The following is a 21,004-nucleotide window of genomic DNA, read 5'->3' on the forward strand; positions in this document are numbered from 1 at the left end:
TGCGATGACCTGCGCCTATGACGCTAGGGCCACCACCGTGTGTCGGCAATGTCATCTAACCTGCAGAAACCGACATCGACTGCACCGGCCCGGGAGTCCCATGAGCACCGTCCGACGACTGATCGTCATCGTCCTCTTCGACGGCGTCGACCTGCTCGATGTCACAGGACCCCCGGAGGTGTTCTCCCTCGCGCGACGCGAGTCGGACGAGGCGGCGGGCTACGACGTGGTCCTCGCCGCCGAGACCATGGACCCGGTCACCACCGGCGCCGGGGTACGCGTTCTCCCGGACGTCACCTTCGACGCCCTGTCCACGGAGCGCATCGACACCCTGATCGTGCCCGGCGCGGTCGAGATCGACAGCCGTCGTCGCGTGCACCCGCTCACCGATCCCAGCGTGGTGGCACGGGTGAAGGAACTCGCCGTGCGCAGCAGGCGGATCACCTCCGTCTGCGTCGGAGCGCACATCCTGGCCGCCGCCGGACTCCTCGACGGCAGACGCGCCACCACCCACTGGTCGACCGCGCAACAACTGGCCGACGACCATCCGGCCGTCGAGGTCGACGCCGATCCGATCTTCATCCGCGAGGGCGACGTGTGGACCGGCGCGGGAATCAGCGCCTGCCTCGATCTCTCGCTCGCCCTCGTCGCCGACGACCTCGGCGAGGCCGTCGCGTTGAGCGTCGCACGCCAACTCGTGATGTACCTGAAGCGGCCGAGCGGGCAGAGCCAGTTCAGCGTTCCCCTGGAACAGGTCTCCATGACGCGGCGCATCGAGGACCTCCGTCACCACATCATGCGCAACATCGCCGAGCCGCTCACCGTCGCGGACCTCGCCGGACACGCCCACGTCAGCGACCGGCAGCTCACCCGGATCTTCAAGACCGAACTCGGCACGACTCCGCACGCCTATGTCGAATCGGCCCGTGTCGAGGTGGCACGGAACCGGCTCGAAACCACCGACGCCACCCTCGAACGCGTCGCGTCCGCATGCGGATTCGGCACCGTCGACACCCTCGTCAGGGCGTTCCGCCGCAGACTCGACACCACACCGACCGAGTACCGGCGCCGCTTCAGGGCTGACGGGGCCCGAGGCTGAAGGGCGCCTGGAGGCTGCCTCAGGGTGACACGGCCGCCCTTCCGCGGCTGCGCAGCATCAGGATCAGACCCGCCGCGATCGCCAGGCCCACGGCGGCCATCGCGGCGCCCTTCGCGAGCGGGGCGCGCCAGCCGTAGTCGGTGGTGTAGGCGGTCTCCGAGTCCTCCGCGAGCCGCACGCCGTCGATCGTGCCCGGCATGGCCTCGCCACGGCTGACCTCGACGTCGTCCCTCAGGTCGACGTCCCGTTCGGTGACCCTGCCGTCGGCGCTGGTGAACGTGCCGATCCAGGTGCAGGACTCCTTGCCGCACTGGCGGTCGGTGGGAGCCAGGGCGCCGACAGGGCCGTCCCGCAGGGCGGCGCGGCCTTCGAGCCCCTCGGCCGCCAGGCCCGCTCCGCCGCCGAGTGCGACGAGCAGGACGAAGACGACGGCTATGCGTACAAGGACCCGTTCGCGGGTGCGCAGGGGGCGTCCGGTGCTCATGGGACGGTGAGCATAGCCGGGCAACGCGCAGGAGAGGCCCGTCGGTCGGCCCAGGATTGGGCCGGCGGGGAAGCGACGTCGGGGCCTCTCCTTGGCGTGACCGGCCCGGTCGGCCGGGCGCGTGGGATCCGGTGGACCGGACCCCCGGCCGACCGGGCCGGAGTCGCTAAGAACTTAACAGGCCCGCAATATCTTGCGTAAGTCCTTGCAGGAAGAAATCTCCAGTATTTCGAGGATGTGAGCGGGACGTAATCGCGTCGTGTCCAGGGGGTTGACCAGGGCAGGCCAGGCTCGTACGGTCTGCTGCGCACGGGCTTTTGCATCCTTGCTGCAAGAAGCTTCATGAGCCTTGAGGGCACGGCGCGTTGCCATGTGAGGCTGCTCCGCCATCCCCGCACTTCCCCCACCGCAGGAGGAAAGTCATGGCACGCAGACCCTTGTCTGGCGCGCTCGCCCTCACCATGGGCGCCGCAGTCCTCGCCCTCCCCGCCGGGCTCGGCGCCGCCGGAACGGCACAGGCCGCGCCGCCCGGTGAGAAGGACGTCACCGCGGTGATGTTCGAGTGGAAGTTCAGCTCCGTGGCCCAGGCATGCACGGACAGTCTCGGCCCCGCCGGTTACGGCTTCGTCCAGGTCTCCCCGCCCCAGGAGCACATCCAGGGCGGCCAGTGGTGGACCTCCTACCAGCCGGTCAGCTACAAGATCGCCGGGCGCCTCGGCGACCGTACGGCCTTCGCGAACATGGTGAACACCTGCCACTCCGCGGGCGTCAAGGTCATCGCGGACTCGGTCATCAACCACATGTCGGCCGGGTCCGGCACCGGCACCGGCGGTTCCTCGTACACCAAGTACGACTACCCGGGCCTCTACTCGGTCAACGACATGAACGACTGCCAGTCGCAGATCAGCAACTACGGCGACCGGGGCAACGTCCAGAACTGCGAGCTCGTGGGTCTCGCCGACCTGGACACGGGCGAGGACTACGTCCGGGGCAAGATCGCCGGATACCTCAACGACCTTCTCTCCCTGGGCGTGGACGGCTTCCGCATCGACGCCGCCAAGCACATGCCGGCCGCCGACCTCGCCAACATCAAGTCGAGGCTGAGCAACACCGGTGTGTACTGGAAGCACGAGGCGATATACGGAGCCGGGGAGGCCGTCTCGCCCTCCGAGTACCTCGGCAGCGGCGACGTCCAGGAGTTCCGCTACGGCCGCAGCCTCAAGCAGGTCTTCAACAACGAGAACCTCGCCAACCTGAAGAACTTCGGCGAGGGCTGGGGCTTCATGGAATCCGGCAAGTCCGCCGTCTTCGTCGACAACCACGACACCGAGCGCGGCGGCGACACCCTGAACTACAAGGACGGCGCGAACTACACCCTCGCGAGCGTCTTCATGCTGGCCTACCCCTACGGCTCCCCGGACGTCCACTCCGGCTACGAGTGGTCGGACAAGGACGCCGGCCCGCCCAACGGCGGCCAGGTGAACGCCTGCTACAGCGACGGCTGGAAGTGCCAGCACGCCTGGCGCGAGATCTCCTCCATGGTCGGCTTCCGCAACGCCGCCCGAGGCCAGGCCCTCTCGAACTGGTGGGACAACGGCGGCGACCAGATCGCCTTCGGCCGTGGCTCCAAGGCGTACGTCGCCATCAACCACGAGGGCTCCTCGCTGACCCGCACCTTCCAGACGTCGCTGCCCGCCGGTGACTACTGCGACGTGCAGTCCGGCAAGGGCGTCACCGTCAACGGCTCCGGCCAGTTCACCGCCACGCTCGGTTCCAACACCGCCGTCGCGCTGCACGTGAACGCCCGCACCTGCACCGGAGGCGGCACCACCCCCGACCCGGACCCCGGCACCGGTCAGTCCGGCGCCTCCTTCGGTGTCAACGCCACCACCCAGCTCGGCCAGAACATCTACGTGACCGGCAACCAGGCCGCGCTCGGCAACTGGGCCCCCGGAAGCGCGCTGAAGCTCGACCCGGCGACGTACCCCGTCTGGAAGCTCGATGTCGCCCTGCCCGCGGGCACGTCCTTCGAGTACAAGTACATCCGCAAGGACGCGAGCGGAAACGTCACCTGGGAGAGCGGCGCCAACCGCACCGCCACCGTGCCGGCCTCCGGCAAGGTCACGCTGACCGCCGACGTCTGGCGCAGCTGACCGCACACACCACCAGGGCCGGGGACGCGAGGGTGAGCGTCCCCGGCCCGCACCGCTCCACCGCCCGATCCCCGAAAGCCGAGGAGAACCCTCCCGTGTCCCGAACCACCCTCCGGCGGGGGGCCGTAGCCGCACTGTGCGCTGCGCTGCTGCCCGTCGTCCCGGCGGCCACCGCGTCCGCCGCGCCCAGACCCCCCGCCCCGCCGTCGGACGCGAAGCTCGCGAAGGAACCGGCCAGGCACGACCTGACCCGTGAGCAGTTCTACTTCGTGCTGCCGGATCGTTTCGCCAACGGCGACACCTCCAACGACCGGGGCGGTCTGACCGGCTCGCGGCTGGAGACCGGCTTCGACCCCACGGACAAGGGGTTCTACCAGGGCGGGGACCTCAAGGGCCTCACCCAGCGGCTCGACTACATCAAGGGCCTCGGCACCACGGCGATCTGGCTCGCCCCGATCTTCAAGAACCGCCCCGTGCAGGGAACGGGTGACAACGCCTCGGCCGGCTACCACGGCTACTGGATCACCGACTTCACCCAGGTCGACCCGCACTTCGGGACCAACGCCGACCTCACGAAGCTGATCGACAAGGCCCATGGCAAGGGCATGAAGGTCTTCTTCGACGTCATCACCAACCACACCGCCGACACCGTCGACTACGCCGAGAAGAAGTACGGCTACAAGCCCAAGGGCGCCTTCCCGTACCTCGACGAGGAGGGCAGGCCCTTCGACGACACCCAGGGCGTCGAGGAGGTGGACGAGGACTCCTTCCCGTACACCCCGGAGAACACGGGCAAGAAGGTCCCGGCCTGGCTCAACGACACCACGATGTACCACAACAGGGGCGACTCGACCTACGCCGGCGAGTCCACCGAGTACGGAGACTTCTCCGGCCTCGACGACCTGTGGACCGAGCGTCCCGAGGTCGTCTCCGGCATGGAGAAGATCTACGAGAAGTGGGTCCGCGACTTCGACATCGACGGCTTCCGCATCGACACCGTCAAGCACGTCGACCTCGACTTCTGGACCCAGTGGGCCACCGCGCTCGACGGCTACGCCGCGAAGCACGGCCGGGACGACTTCTTCATGTTCGGCGAGGTCTACTCCGCCGACACCGCGATCACCTCGCCCTACGTGACCCGGGGCAGGCTCGACGCGACGCTCGACTTCCCCTTCCAGGAGGCCGCCCGCCAGTACGCCTCCCAGGGCGCCCCGGCCTCGAAGCTCGCCGCGGTCTACGGTGACGACTACCGCTACACCACCGACAAGGCCAACGCCTACGAGCAGGTGACCTTCCTCGGCAACCACGACATGGGCCGGATCGGCACCTTCCTGAAGCAGGACAACCCGAAGGCCGGCGACGCCGAGCTCCTGGACCGGGCCCGCCTCGCCAACGAGCTGATGTTCCTCGGCCGGGGCAACCCGGTGATCTACTACGGCGACGAGCAGGGCTACACCGGAGCGGGCGGCGACAAGGACGCCCGCCAGACACTCTTCGCCTCGAAGACCGCCGACTACCTCGACGACGACCAGATCGGCACCGACCGTACGCACGCCTCCGACGCGTACGACACCACGCACCCGCTCTACCGCTCCATAGCGGCCCTGTCGAAGCTCACCCGTGAGCACCCGGCCCTGCGCGACGGCACCCAGACCGAGCGCTACGCCAAGGACTCGGTCTACGCCTTCTCGCGCACGGACACCAAGCGCCCGTACGAATACCTCGTCGCCACCAACAACGGCACCGAGACGAGGACCGTCGAGCTCACCACCGAGTCCGCCGGCATGAACTTCCGCACCCTGTACGGCGGTTCCGGCACCGTTCGCAGCGGTGCGGACAAGACCGTCAAGGTCACCGTGCCCGCCCTGTCCAGCGTCGTGCTCCGCGCCGACAAGCAGCTCGGCAGCCCCGCCACCAAGCCGTCGGTCACGCTGAAGGCACCGGCCGCCGGAGCCACCGGCACCGTCGAGATCAGCGCCGGTGTGGACGGCGGCGACCTGAACCGCGTCGTGTTCGCCGCGCAGACCGGCGACGGGAAGTGGACCACCCTCGGCTCCGCCGACCACGCCCCGTACAAGGTCACCCAGCACATCGACAACTCGGTGAAGGCCGGGACCCCGCTGCGCTACAAGGCCGTCGTCGTCGACCGCGCCGGACGCACCGCGAGCGCCCTCGCCTCCACGACCGCGGGCCAGGCCCCGCCCGCGCAGAAGCCCGTCGCCGTCGACCGCGACCAGGCCGTCGTCCACTACAAGCGGGCCGACGGCGACTACGAGGGCTGGCAGCTGAAGTCCGGTGGCAAGAGCGCCGACTTCATCGGCCGCGACGCCTACGGAGCCTTCGCCTGGATCGACCTCGACGAGGGCGCCTCCTCCGTCCCGTACACCGTCGAGAAGGACGGCACCGCCGACGGGCCCGAGCGCACCGTCGACCTCGCGAGGACCGGGCAGGTCTGGGTCGAGCAGGGCAAGGACGGACAGGCGACCGAGGCTCCCGCGACCGAGCCGCAGGACACCACCAAGGCCGTCCTGCACTACCACCGCGCCGACGGGAACTACGACGGCTGGGGACTGCACACCTGGACCGGCGCGGCCTCGCCCACGGACTGGGCCAAGCCCCTGCAGCCCGTGAAGACCGACGCGTACGGGGTGACCTTCGAGGTTCCGCTCACCGACGGCGCCACCTCGCTCAGCTACATCCTCCACAAGGGCGACGAGAAGGACCTCCCGAGCGACCAGTCCCTGGACATCGCCTCGTACGGCCACGAGGTCTGGATGCTCGGAGGAAAGCCCGGCTACCTCCTGCCCCAGGCCGGCGGCGTGCCCACGCCCGACCTGACCAAGGCCGAGGCCCAGTGGATCGACGCGAACACCGTCGTCTGGAAGGTCAAGGCGACCGACGCCACCAGCCAGCAGCTCGTCTACGCGAAGAACGGCGGGATCTCCGTCATCGACGGCGCCCTCTCCGACGAGGGGCAGTGGCTGCGGCTCGGCGCCACCGCGCTCACCGACGCGCAGAAGGCCAAGTACCCGCACCTCAAGGACTATCCGGCCTTCACCGTCGACACCCGGGACCGGGACCGCGTCCGTGAATCCCTCCGCGGCCAGCTGATCGCCACCCAGCGCGCCGCCAACGGCGCCCTGCTCGCCGCCACCGGCGTACAGACGGCGGGTGTGCTGGACGAGCTGTACGGGAAGGCCGCGAGCGGCGCCTCCCTCGGCCCGGTCTTCCGCAAGGGCAGCCCCACGCTCTCCGTCTGGGCGCCCACCGCCCGGACCGTCTCCCTCGAACTCGACGGGAAGACCGTCCCGATGCGCCGCGACGACCGCACCGGCGTCTGGTCGGCCACCGGCCCGAAGAGCTGGACCGGCAAGCCCTACCGCTACGCCGTGGACGTCTGGGCGCCGAGCGTCCAGAGGACCGTCACCAACAAGGTCACCGACCCCTACTCCACCGCGCTCACCGCCGACTCGGCCCGCAGCCTCGTCGTCGACCTGGAGGACCCGAAGCTCGCGCCGAGCGGCTGGTCCGCGCTGAAGAAGCCCGCGGCCGTCCCGCTGCGGGACGCGCAGATCCAGGAACTGCACGTCCGTGACTTCTCGGTCACCGACACGACCTCGAAGCACCCCGGTGAGTACCTCGCCTTCACCGACACCGGCTCCGACGGGATGAAGCACCTCAAGGAGCTCGCGGACTCCGGCACCAGCTACGTGCACCTGCTGCCCGCCTTCGACATCGGGACGATCCCCGAGAAGAAGTCGGACCAGCAGAAGCCCGCCTGCGACCTCTCCGTCTACGCCCCCGACTCCGAGGAGCAGCAGGCCTGCGTGACGAAGGCCGCCGCCAAGGACGCCTTCAACTGGGGCTACGACCCGCTGCACTACACCGTCCCCGAGGGCTCCTACGCCTCCGACCCCGACGGCACGAAGCGCACCACCGAGTTCCGTCAGATGGTCCAGGGGCTCAACAAGGCCGGACTGCGGACCGTCATGGACGTCGTCTACAACCACACCGTGGCCTCCGGCCAGGACGACAAGTCGGTCCTCGACAGGATCGTGCCCGGCTACTACCAGCGGCTCCTGGAGGACGGCACCGTCGCCACCTCGACCTGCTGCGCCAACACCGCGCCCGAGAACACCATGATGGGCAAGCTCGTCGTGGACTCGATCGTCACCTGGGCCAAGGAGTACAAGGTCGACGGCTTCCGCTTCGACCTGATGGGACACCACCCCAAGGCCAACATCCTCGCGGTCCGCAAGGCCCTCGACGAGCTCACCGTCGCCAAGGACGGCGTCGACGGCAAGAAGATCATCCTCTACGGCGAGGGCTGGAACTTCGGCGAGATCGCCGACGACGCCCGCTTCGTGCAGGCCACCCAGAAGAACATGGCCGGCACCGGCATCGCGACCTTCTCCGACCGGGCCCGCGACGCCGTGCGCGGCGGCGGCCCCTTCGACGAGGACCCGCGCGTCCAGGGCTTCGCCTCCGGCCTCTACACCGACCCCAACACCTCGGCGGCCAACGGCACCGAGGCCGAACAGAAGGCCCGGCTGCTCCACTACCAGGACCTGATCAAGGTCGGCCTCACCGGCAACCTCGCCGACTACACCTTCACCGACACCCAGGGCCGCACGGTCAAGGGCTCGGCCGTCGACTACAACGGGGCGCCCGCCGGATACGCGGCCGCACCCGGCGACGCCCTCGCCTACGCGGACGCCCACGACAACGAGACCCTCTACGACGCCCTCGCCTTCAAGCTCCCGGTGGACACCACGGCCGCCGAACGGGCCCGCATGCAGGTGCTGGCGATGGCCACGGCCGCGCTCTCCCAGGGGCCCTCGCTCTCCCAGGCGGGCACCGACCTGCTGCGCTCCAAGTCGCTGGACCGCAACTCCTACGACAGCGGCGACTGGTTCAACGCCCTGCACTGGGACTGCCGCAAGGGCAACGGCTTCGGACGGGGACTGCCCCCGTCCGCCGACAACAAGGACAAGTGGTCCTACGGCAAGCCGCTGCTGACCTCCGCCGCGCTCACCCCCGGGTGCGCGCAGATCACGGGCGCGTCCGCCGCGTACCAGGACCTGCTCACGATCCGCACCACGGAGAAGGACTTCGGCCTCTCCACCACCGCACAGGTGCAGGACGCCCTGTCCTTCCCGCTGTCCGGCAAGGAGGAGACCCCCGGGGTGATCACGATGCGGCTGGGTTCCCTGGTCGTCGTCATGAACGCCACCCCGGCGACGCAGAGCCAGAAGGTCCCCGAGCTGGCCGGCAAGGCGTACGCCCTGCACCCGGTCCAGGCATCGGGCTCCGACGCGACGGTCAAGAAGGCGTCGTACGAGACCGGTTCGGGCAGCTTCACCGTCCCGGGCCGCACGGTCGCCGTCTACAGCCTGCGCTGAGACCCCGCACCCCGGCCGGCCCCGGCCCCGCACCCCGAGAGGGGGCGGGCCGGGGCCGGCCCCGTTCCGCCGGACGGGCCGCGCGGCGGGGCTCCCCGTGCGTGCTCCCCGCGGCGGGGCTCCCTTGTGCGGACGGCGCGATCACGCGAAGCTGAAGCCGTACACGTGCATGCACGCCGTACACGTATACGTACCCGTACCGCATTCGCCATCAGGAGCGCTCGATGCCACAGATCACCGTCGACTACTCGGCCGAGCTCGACGACAGCTTCGACCGCCGTGGCTTCGCCCTGGCCCTCCACCCGCTCGTCGCCGAGACCGTGTCCACGAAGATCGCCGCCTGCAAGACCCGGTTCCGCCGCGCCGAGGACTTCGTCGCCGGTGACGCGGCGGCGGGCGACGCCGTCGTGAACGTCGCGATCGCGATGCTGCCCGGACGCACCCCCGAGATCAAGGCGCAGCTCACGGAGGCCGTCATCGAGCTGCTCGCTGGGCACCTCAAGCCCGTCGACGGCCTCAGCGTGCACGCCTCGGCGGAGATCCGGGACCTGGACGCCTCCTACCGCAAGGGCTGAGCGGGCCGGCGCTGCGCCGGGACACCCGGCGCGGCGGGCGCCAGCACGGCGAGCCGCGTCAGCAACTCGTCGAACGGCCCGTCCGCCGGCTCCTGGGCGAAGACCCGCAGCATGATCCCGGCCATCTCCTGGTCGTACGCCGCGCTCACCGACGCCAGCGCCGCGAAGTCGTGCACGAGCTGCAACTCCAGCTCGGCGCGCGGGATGCGCCTGCCGTCCAGCCACAGCAGGGCCGTCGACTCCGCCAGCGACACCCAGGACCGCACCACGAGCTCCAGCCGCGCGGGCGGGTGCGGGACACCCAGGTGCGCGATGATCTGCGTGTACGCCGCCTGCCGCACCCCGTCGACCAGGGCGTTCGCCGTGGAGGAACCGCCCGACGGGCCGCCCCGCATCAGCGCGGCGAAGCCCGGCCCGTGCTCCTCGACGAAGTCGAAGAACCTGCGCATCACGCGGATCAGCCGGGCCCCCAGGGGCCCTTCGTGCGCCTCCAGGAAGCGGGCGGCCAGCTCGTCGGCGGCCCGCTTCAGCGCGGCCTCGTACAGGCTGCGCTTCCCCGGGAAGTAGTGATAGACGAGCGGACGCGAGATGCCCGCCGCCGCCGCGATCTCGTCGATCGACACATCGTCGGGCGAACGGTGACTGAACAACTCCAGCGCGACGCCGATCAACTGTGCTCTGCGCTCTTCGACGCCCATCCTGCGCCGCACACCGGTCGTCATGCCGGACAGCCTAACCGGGGTGGGACCGAGGCCGTCAGGCGCACTCCCACCAGGCAGTTCCCCGCTTGCGCCAAGGGCCTCTCGTCCGGATCCTGGCGGGCTCCGCCCTGATCCGAACGAAAGGCCCCAGGCGTTCAGTGCAGCGCGCCCACCCGGCTGCCGTCCTCCAGCAGCCCGTCGAGCCGCGCCCGGTCACCCTCCCCGGCGGGCAGCGCCAGCAGCCGCCCGTCGGCCCGGCCCCGCACCCCGCCCGTCGCCGTCAGGGACGCGAACTGCCGTGAGCCCGCCGCCAGTACGTACCACCGGCCGCCGTCCGACTTCCACAGCACGCCCGCCAGCACCCGGGGCCTGCGTATCCCGCAGTCCGGGGAGTCCTCGGCGCGGGCCGCGACCGCACCCGGCGCCCCGTCACCGCCCGACACCTCTGGGGGCGCCTGGAACTGCGCCAGCACCCTGCTCCCCGTGCCCCGCCAGGTGTCCGCCCTGGTGCAGAACCACCGGGCGTCCCCCTCGCCCTCGGGCAGCCGCTGCTTCGCGTACGGCCAGGAGTTCACCGTACGCACGCCGTTGGACCGCACCGCCGGGAGCAGGCAGGCGGTGCGCGCCCAGCTCTCCCGCTCCGCGGCGCCCGCCACGTCGTGCGGGGCGGACGGCGCGCCCGAGGTCAGGCGTACGGGAGTGAGCTCGCCCAGATCCGTCATCAGCCGGGCCGCCGAGCCGTCCCGCACCTCCAGCGCCGGCCAGGAACGGCAGTCCCGCGCACCGTCGTCCCTACCGCCCTGGGCCGGCACCGGCCCGGCCAGCGGGTCCGTCACCCCGGCACCGTCCCGGCGCAGCGGCAGCGCCGCCCCGCGCGGTGCCAGCAGATCCCGTACGGCGACCTCCCGCACCCAGGGCGCCGTCAGATAGCGGACCCGCCCCTCGCGGCGCTGCACCACCAGCGCGCTCGCCGTGACCGCGTCCGCGCCGTCCACCCGGGCGAAGTCCAGCACCGCGCCCCGGGACGGATCGGCGTTGCGCGCCTCGGCGTAGCGCACGACGCGCAGCCCGTCGTGGAAGAGCACCACGGCAGCCGGGCCGACCTCGCCCGCGTACAGCAGCTGCGGCGGGCCCATCGGCGGGCCGTCGGGCGTCCCGGGCGTCGCCGACGAGACCACCGCCTGCCCGGGCCGCGCCCAGGCGGCGAGAGCGCGGCGCAGCAGCCCGGAGTCCGCCGTCCGGTCGCCGCGCGTGGGCCAGACCGTGAAGTCCATCCGGGCCGAGCCCCGCCACAGGTTCTCCGGTACCCGGCGCAACTCGCCCGGATCCAGTGCCTGTTCGGCACTGCGGTGGCGGGAGTAGGGCGGCCCGGACACCGCGTCGGGCCCTCCGAGGCCGTCCCCGGGCATCAGCAGCAGCGTCCCGCAGACCAGCAGCGCGGCGGACGCGGCCAGCAGGGTGCGCCCGCACCGCCGGCGCCGGACCGGGTCGGCCGGCCGGACCTGCAAGGAGCACGGGTCGAACTCCGGCGAGGCCAGCAGCGCGTGGGGCGCCGTGAGCACGTCCGCCTCCAGCAGCGCCGCCCGGGGATCGGCGACACCCGCCGCGTCGAGCACCCGGCACACCTCGGCGTCGTCGAGCCCTTCGAGCCCCCGCAGCACATGGGCGGCCCGGCAGGCCCCCGACACCCCGGCCAGCGCCTGCTCCAGGGCCAGTTCGTCCGCACCGCAGGAGTGCGGGAACAGCCGCAGCCCCCACACCTGCGGCACCAGCGGCGGGAACTGCGCCCGCCGGGGCCGGGCGAGCCGGAACAGCGGCAGCCCCGCCTCCAGCGCGGAACGCACCACCTGGAGCCGCACATGGGCGTACGCCCGCCCCGGCTCGGGCCCCTGGCCCCCGGCCAGCGCCCGCTGGGCCAGCCAGTGGGCGGACAGCACCCGGCGGTTGCGGCCCCGGGAGGGCGCCAGCACGAGATACGCGATCCGGACCAGCCGCGCGTAGTGCTCGGCGGGCTCGCTCTCGGCCCGCTCCCCGGCGAGCTGCTCCGCGAACGGGCGGCCGGCGGGAGGCGGTACTGCTCGCAGTGGGGGCATGTTCAGCAGAACGAGCGAATGGTGCGATGGTCACTCCGGCGTGCGCGCCCCGGGGCGGGGCGAGACGTTCTCGCGTCCGCCCGCGCGCCGAGGAGGTTCCCGTATTCGCCCGCGCGCCGAGGGCGGACGGGGGCACCATGGCCGGATGGTGGAGCAGCTGGAGTGGCGAGGAGCACGGGCCCGCCGGGCGTCCGCGGCCGTACTGGCGGGGCTTGCCCTGCTCACCGGGTGCGGCGGAGGAGCGGACGGCGACGACAGGCCCGCCGTGCCGACGACCGCGAGCGGGACCCTGGAGCAGCTCGCGTCGAAGGCGGACTGCGAGCCGAATGTGCAGACCGACGCCGAGGAGCTCAGGCAGGCCAACTGCACGACGAAGGACGGGCGTTATGTGCTCGCCACCTTCGCGACCGACCGGGGCCAGCGGGAGTGGCTCAACGAGGCCAACGACTACGGCGGCTCGTATCTGGTCGGCCGGAAGTGGGTCGCCGTCGGCGACGCGGACGTGGTCGCGGCGCTGCGCGGCCGGCTCGGGGGGACGGTGGAGACCGCCTCGCCGCACCACACCGGGAACGGTGCGGGTGGGGGGAGCGAGGAAGGGCACTCCGGTCACCACGGGAGCTGACCGCGCAGGTTCGTGAGGCGGACACCGCCGCCGGGGCCGCCGGCTCAGCGGCAGGAGCGACCGCCGTTGATGCAGCTCACCATTTTTCTCATCAGCCGGTCGTCGAAGACGTTGATGAAGTCACCGTGATCCGTGCCGGGCTTGTGCAGCTGCTCCGGGAAGGAGTCGACGGCGAAACCGGGGCCCGGCGGGACGTCGTACACGATGCGCTGCACCAGCTGCGGAATGGCCCTGAAGCCCTGCGGGCACCGCCCGTCGTCCTGGGCGAAGGCCACATGGGTGCGGTGGTTCGCGCTGTCGGTGTTCCGCCCGTCCCAGCAGCTCTGGAAGGCGAAGGTGCGCACCACCTGGCTGCCCTCGGGGCAGATCGGGTACTTGTCCTTCAGCTGCCTGTTCTCGAATCCGGTGCAGCTCCAGGACGCGTTGGCGTTGGCGTCGCCGTTGGTGAACGCCTTGGCGTCCCCGGTGATGATCCGCAGGAAGCGGGGCATCGCCGTGACCTTCCCGGTGGGGGAGCCGACGAACTTCAGGGTGACCTGGGAAGGCGTCTGGATCTCCCCGGTGTTCTGGTCCTTCCCGCCGCCGTCCGCGTCCACGTCGTTCTCGTCCTGGCCGTTCTGCAGGCGCAGCACCGGCCAGTAGTACGTGGACCTGTCGCCCTGGTTCCGGCATGTGGTCGCTCCCGCGGCCAGCTCGTCGTCGCCGGAGAAGGCGTCGGTCGCCTGGTTGCCGATGTAGTCGTGCATGTGGTGCGCGCCGTTGCTCACGCCGGGGGCGGCGATGACGTTGTCCGGGTTGAACTTGCCGTTCTCGTTGCGGCCGCAGTCGGTGCGGAAGGTGCCCCGGGAGGCGCCGCGGCGATTGCGGGGGCGGTCGGCGTTCGGCTGGACGGACTCGATGTCGACGAAGTCGGAGGCCTCGGGACCGTTGCCCTGCCCGCCCTGGTCGTCGCCCTCGCCCTGGTCCCCGCCCTGCCCCTGGTCGGCGGCCTGGCCGGGCTCCTCGCCCTGACCGTCTCCCTGGCCGTTCCCCTGGCCCTCCTCGGCCTGACCGTCTCCCGCCTGACCGTCTTCCGGCGGGGCCGCCTCGTCGTCCGCCCGCAGGCTGCAGCCCGCGAGCCCGTCCAGGCCCTGAGGCCGCTCGCCCGAGACCCGTTCGACCGCGATCCCGATCCGGTCGAGGCTGGCGGCCCGCTTGTTCCTCAGCGGGCCCAGGACGGCGTTCGTCGCGAGGGCCGGGTCCCGGGCGATCCGCTCCCTGCGGTCCGCGAACTGCCGGTAGGCCTCGGTGATCTGCGTGTCCATGGCGGCCAGCTCACGGTCGACCTCCGGCCGCGCCCCTTCCGGTATCCCGGGCAGGGCGATCCCCGCGTCGGGGCAGTCGATGGTGGACATCTGGCGGCCCGCGGCCTGGAACTCCCCGCGAGGCGGGCCGGACGTGCCCTCTCCGGCACTCGCGTACACATTGACGGCGACCAGCCCACCTCCCCCCAGGATCAGCGCGGCCGAGGCGACGATCGCCCGGTTGGCCAGAGTCGAACGTTTCTTGCGCGATGTGCGTCCCATGGAACTCCTCCGCTTCGAGTCCGCTTCGAGTGCTCCGAATCGGAAGCGTGACGTCCCATACGGACCGGAGGCCCCACCCGTTCAGACCGCCGCGGAATTCCTGGACACGGACTACGCCGGCACGGTCTCCATCGGTGCTCCCGTCATCCGGTTGGCCAGGGTCGAGAGGGTGTAGGCGCCGATGCCGAGCACGACCTCGAGGGCGTTGCGCTCGGTGTGGCCCAGAGCCAGGAAGGCCCGGAGCGCGTCGTGCCCGACCGCGCCCGAGGTCTCCAGGGCCGCGAGCGTGAACCGGCGTACTCCTTCGAGCCGTTCGTCCGGCAGGGGCTGCTCCCCAGGGGTTCGCAACGCCGTGACGAGCTCCGGTGCGGCGCCGAGCGAGACGAGTTTCGCGGTATGCGTCTCCACGCACACGTGGCAGTCGTTGCGGGTCGCCATCGTCATGACGACGACCTCGCGGGAGAGCGGGTCCAGGGGCGCGGGCTTCCGGTCGATCATCGACGCGATGCACCGCGACCTGGTCGCCCAGGGCCACCAGGACATGCGTCCCGCTCACGGCTTCGCGCTCCAGGCGGTCGGGCGGCAGGGGGCGAGCGCCAGCGAGATCGGCCGGCGGCTGGGGGTCTCCAAGCAGGCGGCCGGGAAGACGGTCGACAAGCTGGAGGGCCTCGGATACGTGGAACGTGTCGAGGACCCCGCGGACGGCCGGCGCAAGCTGGTCAGGCTCACCGCGCGAGGCGTCGACGTGCTGGCCCGGTCCGCCGAGGGCTTCGACCGGCTCCGTGCCGAGTGGGTCGAAGCCCTCGGCGCGGAGCGGGTCCGGGCGCTGGAGGCGGACCTCCGCAGGATGGCGCCCGCGTCCGCCTTCCGCCTGGACGCGGAGGGCTGGTTCGCCGGCTGAGCCTCCCGGGCCCGGGGGCGCGCTCCCCGGGCCCGGGAGGCGGGTGTGCGGTCAGCCCCGGTCGAGATAGGCGAGCACCGCGAGCACCCGGCGGTTGTCGTCGTCCGACGGGGGAAGGTCGAGCTTGCCGAAGATGTTCGAGGTGTGCTTGGCCACCGCCCGCTCCGTGATCACCATCTGCGAGGCGATCGCCCCGTTGGAGCGGCCCTGGGCCATCAGCTCCATGACCTCCCGCTCCCGGGGTGTCAGTCCGCCCATCGGCTTGTCCGCCGAACGCCGGGACAGCAGCTGCGAGATGACCTGCGGGTCCATCGCCGTCCCGCCCCCGGCGACCCGGCGCACCGCGTCGATGAACTGGTCCGCGTCGAACACCCGGTCCTTCAGCAGATAGCCGATGCCGCCGTTGCCGTCCGCCAGCAGCTCACGTGCGTACAGCTGCTCCACGTGCTGGGAGAGGACGAGCACCGGGAGCCCCGGCCGGTCGCGGCGTGCGGTCAGGGCGCACTGCAGGCCCTCGTCCGTGTGGGACGGCGGGAGCCGGACGTCGACCACGGCGACGTCCGGCTTCAACTCGGCCAGCGCCCTCGTCAGTTCGGGCCCGGTCTCGACGGCCGCCGCGATCTCGAAATCGTAGGCTTCCAGCATGCGCACGAGCCCGTCGCGGAGCAGGAAGAGATCTTCGGCTAGGACAACGCGCAAGGGATCTCCATGGTCACCATGGTGGGACCGCCCGCAGGGCTGCTGACGGCCAGTACGCCGTCGAATGTACCCAGTCGGCGTTCGATTCCGCTCAGTCCCGAGCCGCCGCCGAGGGCCGCACCGCCCCTGCCGTTGTCCGTGACGGCGATCCGCAGCATGCCCTCCGCGTGGTGCATGTCCACCCATACGCGGTCGGCCTCGGCGTGCTTCACCGCGTTGGTGAGTGTCTCGCTGACGGCGAAGTACGCCGCCGACTCGACCGGGGCCTCGGCGCGCCCGTCCAGCTCCACCGTGACCTCCGACGCGACCGGCAGGCGCAGGGCCAGCGCCTTCACCGCGTCGCCCAGTCCGCGTTCGGCGAGGACCGGCGGGTGGATGCCCCGTACGAGATCGCGCAGTTCGGTCAGGGCCTCGGCGGAGGACGTGCGCGCCATCGCCAGCAGCTTCTTCGCCTCGGCGGGGTCCTTCTCGATGAGCGCCTCGATGGTGCCGAGGTTCATGCCCATGGCGACCAGCCGGGCCTGCGCCCCGTCGTGCAGATCCCGCTCGATGCGCCGCAGTTCGGACGCCGCCGTGTCCACGGCCTCGTGCCGGGTCTCGGTGAGCCGTTCGATGCGCTGCGCGAGCTCCTCCGGGGTGGGCGCCAGGGCCGACCTGGCGATCACGAAGTGCAGTCGCAGCAGGCGTCCGCTCGACCACACCCCGAGGTGGAAGATCGCGACACCGAGCAGGGCGGCGGCCAGCGCCGTCAACTGACTGTCGACCGGCACGAAGCCGTACCAGTACGGGTCGTCCTCGAACACCCGCCACAGCCCGGCCGCCAGGACGAGACCCTCCACGGGGAAGAGCAGCAGCGCGAAGGTGAGGGCCAGCACCACGTAACCGGCGGTCATGTCGATCAGCAGCCACCGCAGGTCCCGCCAGGTCGCCGGGTCCTTCAGCAGGAACATGGTGCGCTCGACCTGACCGGTGAAGCCCGAACGCACGTCCTTCGGGAACGGCCGGTAGGGGACCGGGATGCTGACGTCCGACCAGGCCGAGGCGAGCCTGCGGCGCCGGTCGGCGTGCCGGCGCACCTGGTCCATGAGCCACGGTGTCGTCACCAGTCCCACGCCGAGCAGGATGAAGACGAGGGAGAGGACCGACAGGACGAACAGGAGGGCCGAGCCCGGGATGCTCGCGAAGGAGAGCCCCAGCGCCCGCCCACCGGTCAGCAGGGCGGTCCCGACCCGGCTCTTCAACGATCTCTTCATGGCGTCTCCTCCCACCGGGCCCCCGTCGGATCCCGTCCGGCCTCCAGTCTGTCGTGAGCGAGGGGATCATTGTCAGCCGTTCCGCCACCCGACCGGGGTGTACCTGGCCCCACCCTCGGCCCGGGGGTGCAGCAGGCGGCCCCGGGAGAGTTCCCGGGGCCGCCTGGCCGTCCCGTGCGGTAGCCCCGTGCGGTCAGGGCGTGTACTTGTAGCCCACGCGCCGCACGGTCTGGATCGACCGGCGGTGCTCGGCGCCCAGCTTGCGGCGCAGCCGGGCGACATGGACGTCGACGGTGCGCCCGTCGCCCACGTGCCCGTAGCCCCAGACCGTCGTCACCAGCTGGTCGCGGGTGTGCACCCGGTGCGGATGCGCCACGAGGTGCGCCAGCAGCTCGAATTCGAGGTAGGTGAGGTCGAGGGCGACGCCGTCCACGGCCGCGGTGCGACGCGTGGAGTCGATCTGCACGGGGCCGCCCGCCGGAGCACCGGCAGGCGCGGACGCCTCCGGCGCCGGCTCCGGCACGAGCCCCGGCACGAGCTCCCGGTGCTGGGCGGAGGCCACCGCTCCGGCGAGGGCGGGCTGCTGGTCGGCAGGCACGAGCACCAGGTAACCGACCATCGGAGGCCGGCCCGGCAGCGCCGGAAGCGTGTGCGCGGGCGCGGGCAGCCAGGTGGCGCCCGGCGGGAGGAAGCCGGCCACGTCGGGAATTTCGACGACCTCGTCACGGTCGACGGCCCGCAGCCGGTGCCGGCTGGGGGACAGGGTGTTGCGGGCGGTGGTGGTGGCCGCAGCGGACACCGCGGACGCCGCGGTGGCGGCGGACGCGGTGGAGAAGGTACGGGTGTTCGCCATGAGGGTCAGCTCTTTCGCGCGAGGAGTCGTCGAGGACGTACGTCGTGCGCGCGGACCGAAGGCCGGTGTGAGGCGGCTTTAGAGGGCCTGCGCGTTCCACGCGCGGCAACACACCCGGTCGAAGTCATGATGCTGACGAGAGGGCCAGAACGGCTCGAGGTCGCTGCGACCCGATGCGGTGTACTGGAAGCTGGCCATGTCCCCATTGAAGCAGAGATCGGCGCCGTGCAGGAGAGGTCTCTCACCCGTCGATACGGACCACTGTGTCAGGTTCCTCACCCGCCCCCTCCGTACCGTCCTTCCCGGCCGTCGCGGAGGCCGGGCACGCCGAAGGGGCGCCCGGCCCGCGGACGCCCCTTCGTACCGGATCGGTGGCGGATCAGACCTGGTCGGCCTTCTCCAGCGCGGTGCAGCAGGTGTCGACGATCAGCCGCGTGACGACGTACGGGTCGACGTTGGCGTTCGGGCGACGGTCCTCGATGTAGCCCTTCTGGTCCTGCTCGACCTGCCACGGGATACGGACCGAGGCGCCGCGGTTGGAGACGCCGTAGCTGTACTCGTTCCACGGGGCGGTCTCGTGCAGACCCGTCAGACGGTCGTCGATGCCCGCGCCGTAGTTCTTGACGTGGTCCATCGGCTTCGAGCCCTCACCCAGCGACTCGGCCGCCGTGATGATCGCCTCGTAGCCCTCGCGCATGGCCTTCGTGGAGAAGTTGGTGTGCGCACCCGCGCCGTTCCAGTCACCCTTGACCGGCTTCGGGTCCAGCGTCGCGGAGACGTTGAAGTCCTCGGCGGTGCGGTAGAGCAGCCAGCGGGCGACCCACAGGTGGTCGGAGACGTCCAGCGGGGAGACCGGGCCCACCTGGAACTCCCACTGGCCGGGCATGACCTCGGCGTTGATGCCGGAGATGGCCAGTCCGGCCTTCAGGCAGTTGTCCAGGTGCTTCTCGACGATGTCACGGCCGAAGATCTCGTCCGCGCCGACACCGCAGTAGTAGCCGCCCTGCGCGGCCGGGAAGCCGCCCTCGGGGAAGCCGAGCGGACGGTGTCCGTCGAAGAAGGTGTACTCCTGCTCGATGCCGAAGATCGGCTCCTGGGCCGCGAACTGCTCGGCGACCGGGCGCAGCGAGGCGCGGGTGTTGGACTCGTGCGGAGTCATATCGATGTTGAAGACCTCGCACAGGACGAGGACGTCGTCGCCGCCGCGGATCGGGTCCGGGCAGGTGAAGACCGGCTTGAGGACCCGGTCGGACGCGTGACCCTCGGCCTGGTTGGTGCTCGAACCGTCGAAGCCCCAGATGGGCAGATCCGCCACGTCCTGCGAGGGGGTCCCCGACATGATCTTCGTCTTGGAGCGAAGCTTGGCGGTCGGCTCGGTGCCGTCGATCCAGATGTACTCAGCCTTGAAGGTCACGGACGCCATCCTTTGCGGGTGCTGCGGTCTATGGTGCGCAGCTTCGCAAGGTGCGATTTCCCGACCGTTGCCCGAATGTGAACCCCGTGTTACCGAGGTTTCCCGAAGGTGTCGGACGCCAGGTCTGCGCTGTCCGGGGCCGTCTCAGCCCGCGTCGCATCGGATACGGTCCACGCCCCGGGCCCGGCACACTGGCGGGTATGACCACACACGCCGCCGCCCCCGGGACACCGCTGCGCACCGCCCTCGTCGGGGCGGGCCCCTGGGCGCGCCTGACTCACGCCCCCGCGCTCACCGCCCACCCCGGCGCCGTGCTCAGCGGTGTCTGGGGGCGCCGCCCCGAAGCCGCCCGGGCGCTCGCCGCCGCCCACGGCACCGAGGCGTACACCGGCGACGAGGGGCTCGACGCGCTCCTGGCCGCGAGCGACGCGGTGGCCTTCGCGGTGCCGCCGGACGTCCAGGCACCCCTGGCCGTGCGGGCGGCGGCCGCCGGATGCCATCTGCTGCTGGACAAGCCGGTCGCCACGACCGCGGCCGGCGCCCGGGAGGTCGCCGAGGCCGCCGAGCGGGCCCAGGTCGCCTCCGTGGTCTTCTGCACGCTCCGCTTCGCCGCGGGCACGGCCGGCTGGATCGCCGAACAGGCCGCCGCGGGCGGCTGGTTCACCGCCCGCGCCCTCTGGATGGGCGCGCTGTTCGCGCCGGGCGCGCGCAGCGAGTTCGCCGACTCGCCCTGGCGCCGGGAGAAGGGCGCCCTCTGGGACGTCGGCCCGCACGCCCTCTCGGTCCTGATCCCGGTCCTGGGCGATGTGACGGAGGTGGTCGCGGCCCGAGGGCCCGCCGACACCACGCAGCTCCTGCTCCGGCACACCTCCGGCGCGTCGAGCACGGTGACGCTCGCGCTGGACGCGCCGCCCGGCGCGGTGGGCACCGAGGTCGAATTCCGGGGCGAGCGGGGAGTGTCCGCCCTGCCCCCGGGCGGCGGCGACGCGCTCGGCGCCCTCGCGGCTGCCGTGGACGCCCTGGCCGACGCGGCGCGTACGGGCGTCGCGCACCCCTGCGACGCGCGGTTCGGGGCACGGCTGACCGAGGTGCTCGCCGAGGCCGAGGCGGGGCTCGGCCGGGCCTGATCCGCGTGCCCGGCCCCTGGGGCGGGCCCCGGACGGCCGGTTAGGGTGACGAGGCGCGGGCCG

General features: G+C 71.6%; 15 protein-coding genes and 1 pseudogene. 7 read left to right on the forward strand and 9 right to left on the reverse strand.

Annotated features, from left to right (window positions below; all coding sequences use genetic code 11):
* Positions 1-100: 100 nt before the first annotated feature.
* Complete coding sequence (locus AMK10_RS11535; protein WP_073747577.1) at positions 101-1,099, forward strand: GlxA family transcriptional regulator; 999 nt, start codon at positions 101-103, stop codon at positions 1,097-1,099.
* A 19-nt stretch (positions 1,100-1,118) separates the two neighbouring features.
* Here AMK10_RS11535 and AMK10_RS11540 read toward each other — a convergent pair whose 3' ends face one another.
* The gene (locus tag AMK10_RS11540; RefSeq protein WP_073747578.1) at positions 1,119-1,583 is read right to left on the reverse strand and encodes a hypothetical protein; all 465 of its coding nucleotides are present in this window, start codon (positions 1,581-1,583) and stop codon (positions 1,119-1,121) included.
* 422 nt (positions 1,584-2,005) lie between these two features.
* Between AMK10_RS11540 and AMK10_RS11545 the strand changes: the two genes are divergently transcribed.
* The 3 genes from AMK10_RS11545 (at position 2,006) to AMK10_RS11555 (ending at position 9,713) form a co-directional block, all read left to right on the forward strand.
* Positions 2,006-3,736 (forward strand): carbohydrate-binding module family 20 domain-containing protein, encoded by a 1,731-nt coding sequence (locus AMK10_RS11545; RefSeq protein ID WP_073747579.1) that lies wholly within the window; start codon positions 2,006-2,008, stop codon positions 3,734-3,736.
* A gap of 95 nt (positions 3,737-3,831) precedes the next feature.
* Positions 3,832-9,138: a pullulanase-type alpha-1,6-glucosidase gene (gene pulA, locus AMK10_RS11550; RefSeq protein ID WP_073747580.1), complete on the forward strand. Its 5,307-nt coding sequence runs from the start codon at positions 3,832-3,834 to the stop codon at positions 9,136-9,138.
* Between the two features lie 224 nt (positions 9,139-9,362).
* Positions 9,363-9,713: a 5-carboxymethyl-2-hydroxymuconate Delta-isomerase gene (locus tag AMK10_RS11555; protein ID WP_073747581.1), complete on the forward strand. Its 351-nt coding sequence runs from the start codon at positions 9,363-9,365 to the stop codon at positions 9,711-9,713.
* On the opposite strand, the gene AMK10_RS11560 is transcribed toward AMK10_RS11555, so the two are convergent.
* Together AMK10_RS11560 and AMK10_RS37975 are read right to left on the reverse strand one after the other, a co-directional pair.
* On the reverse strand, positions 9,698-10,435 hold the full coding sequence (locus AMK10_RS11560; protein ID WP_073747582.1) for a TetR/AcrR family transcriptional regulator: 738 nt from the start codon (positions 10,433-10,435) through the stop codon (positions 9,698-9,700). The genes AMK10_RS11555 and AMK10_RS11560 overlap by 16 nt on opposite strands.
* Positions 10,436-10,569: 134 nt before the next feature.
* Positions 10,570-12,507, reverse strand: coding sequence for a hypothetical protein (locus tag AMK10_RS37975; protein ID WP_073747583.1), 1,938 nt, complete (start codon positions 12,505-12,507; stop codon positions 10,570-10,572).
* A 145-nt stretch (positions 12,508-12,652) separates the two neighbouring features.
* On the opposite strand from AMK10_RS37975, the gene AMK10_RS11570 reads away from it, so the two are divergent.
* The gene (locus AMK10_RS11570) at positions 12,653-13,129 is read left to right on the forward strand and encodes a hypothetical protein (protein WP_073747584.1); all 477 of its coding nucleotides are present in this window, start codon (positions 12,653-12,655) and stop codon (positions 13,127-13,129) included.
* Between the two features lie 44 nt (positions 13,130-13,173).
* Here AMK10_RS11570 and AMK10_RS11575 read toward each other — a convergent pair whose 3' ends face one another.
* Together AMK10_RS11575 and AMK10_RS11580 are read right to left on the reverse strand one after the other, a co-directional pair.
* A complete protein-coding gene (locus tag AMK10_RS11575; protein ID WP_073747585.1) occupies positions 13,174-14,694 on the reverse strand; it encodes a DUF1996 domain-containing protein in 1,521 nt (506 codons plus the stop codon).
* Positions 14,695-14,805: 111 nt separating this feature from the next.
* Positions 14,806-15,168: pseudogene (locus AMK10_RS11580) on the reverse strand (carboxymuconolactone decarboxylase family protein); the annotation flags it as partial.
* Here AMK10_RS11580 and AMK10_RS11585 point away from each other — a divergent pair.
* The gene (locus AMK10_RS11585; RefSeq protein WP_073747586.1) at positions 15,137-15,595 is read left to right on the forward strand and encodes a MarR family winged helix-turn-helix transcriptional regulator; all 459 of its coding nucleotides are present in this window, start codon (positions 15,137-15,139) and stop codon (positions 15,593-15,595) included. The pseudogene AMK10_RS11580 and the gene AMK10_RS11585 overlap by 32 nt on opposite strands.
* A gap of 51 nt (positions 15,596-15,646) precedes the next feature.
* Here AMK10_RS11585 and AMK10_RS11590 read toward each other — a convergent pair whose 3' ends face one another.
* The 4 genes from AMK10_RS11590 to glnII all read right to left on the reverse strand — a co-directional run bounded on the left by AMK10_RS11590 (position 15,647) and on the right by glnII (position 19,814).
* On the reverse strand, positions 15,647-16,294 hold the full coding sequence (locus AMK10_RS11590) for a LuxR C-terminal-related transcriptional regulator (protein WP_073747587.1): 648 nt from the start codon (positions 16,292-16,294) through the stop codon (positions 15,647-15,649).
* On the reverse strand, positions 16,279-17,547 hold the full coding sequence (locus AMK10_RS11595; protein WP_073747588.1) for a sensor histidine kinase: 1,269 nt from the start codon (positions 17,545-17,547) through the stop codon (positions 16,279-16,281). The genes AMK10_RS11590 and AMK10_RS11595 overlap by 16 nt, the downstream gene beginning before the upstream one ends.
* Positions 17,548-17,740: 193 nt before the next feature.
* Positions 17,741-18,400 carry a winged helix-turn-helix domain-containing protein gene (locus AMK10_RS11600; protein ID WP_073747589.1) on the reverse strand — a complete coding sequence of 220 codons (660 nt, stop codon included), beginning with the start codon at positions 18,398-18,400 and terminating at the stop codon, positions 17,741-17,743.
* 379 nt (positions 18,401-18,779) lie between these two features.
* Complete coding sequence (gene glnII, locus AMK10_RS11610; RefSeq protein ID WP_073747591.1) at positions 18,780-19,814, reverse strand: glutamine synthetase; 1,035 nt, start codon at positions 19,812-19,814, stop codon at positions 18,780-18,782.
* A 200-nt stretch (positions 19,815-20,014) separates the two neighbouring features.
* Between glnII and AMK10_RS11615 the strand changes: the two genes are divergently transcribed.
* Complete coding sequence (locus AMK10_RS11615) at positions 20,015-20,941, forward strand: Gfo/Idh/MocA family protein (RefSeq protein ID WP_073747592.1); 927 nt, start codon at positions 20,015-20,017, stop codon at positions 20,939-20,941.
* Positions 20,942-21,004 lie beyond the last annotated feature (63 nt).

The organism is Streptomyces sp. CB02058, assembly GCF_001905505.1.
In the GTDB taxonomy this organism is placed as follows: Bacteria; Actinomycetota; Actinomycetes; order Streptomycetales; family Streptomycetaceae; genus Streptomyces.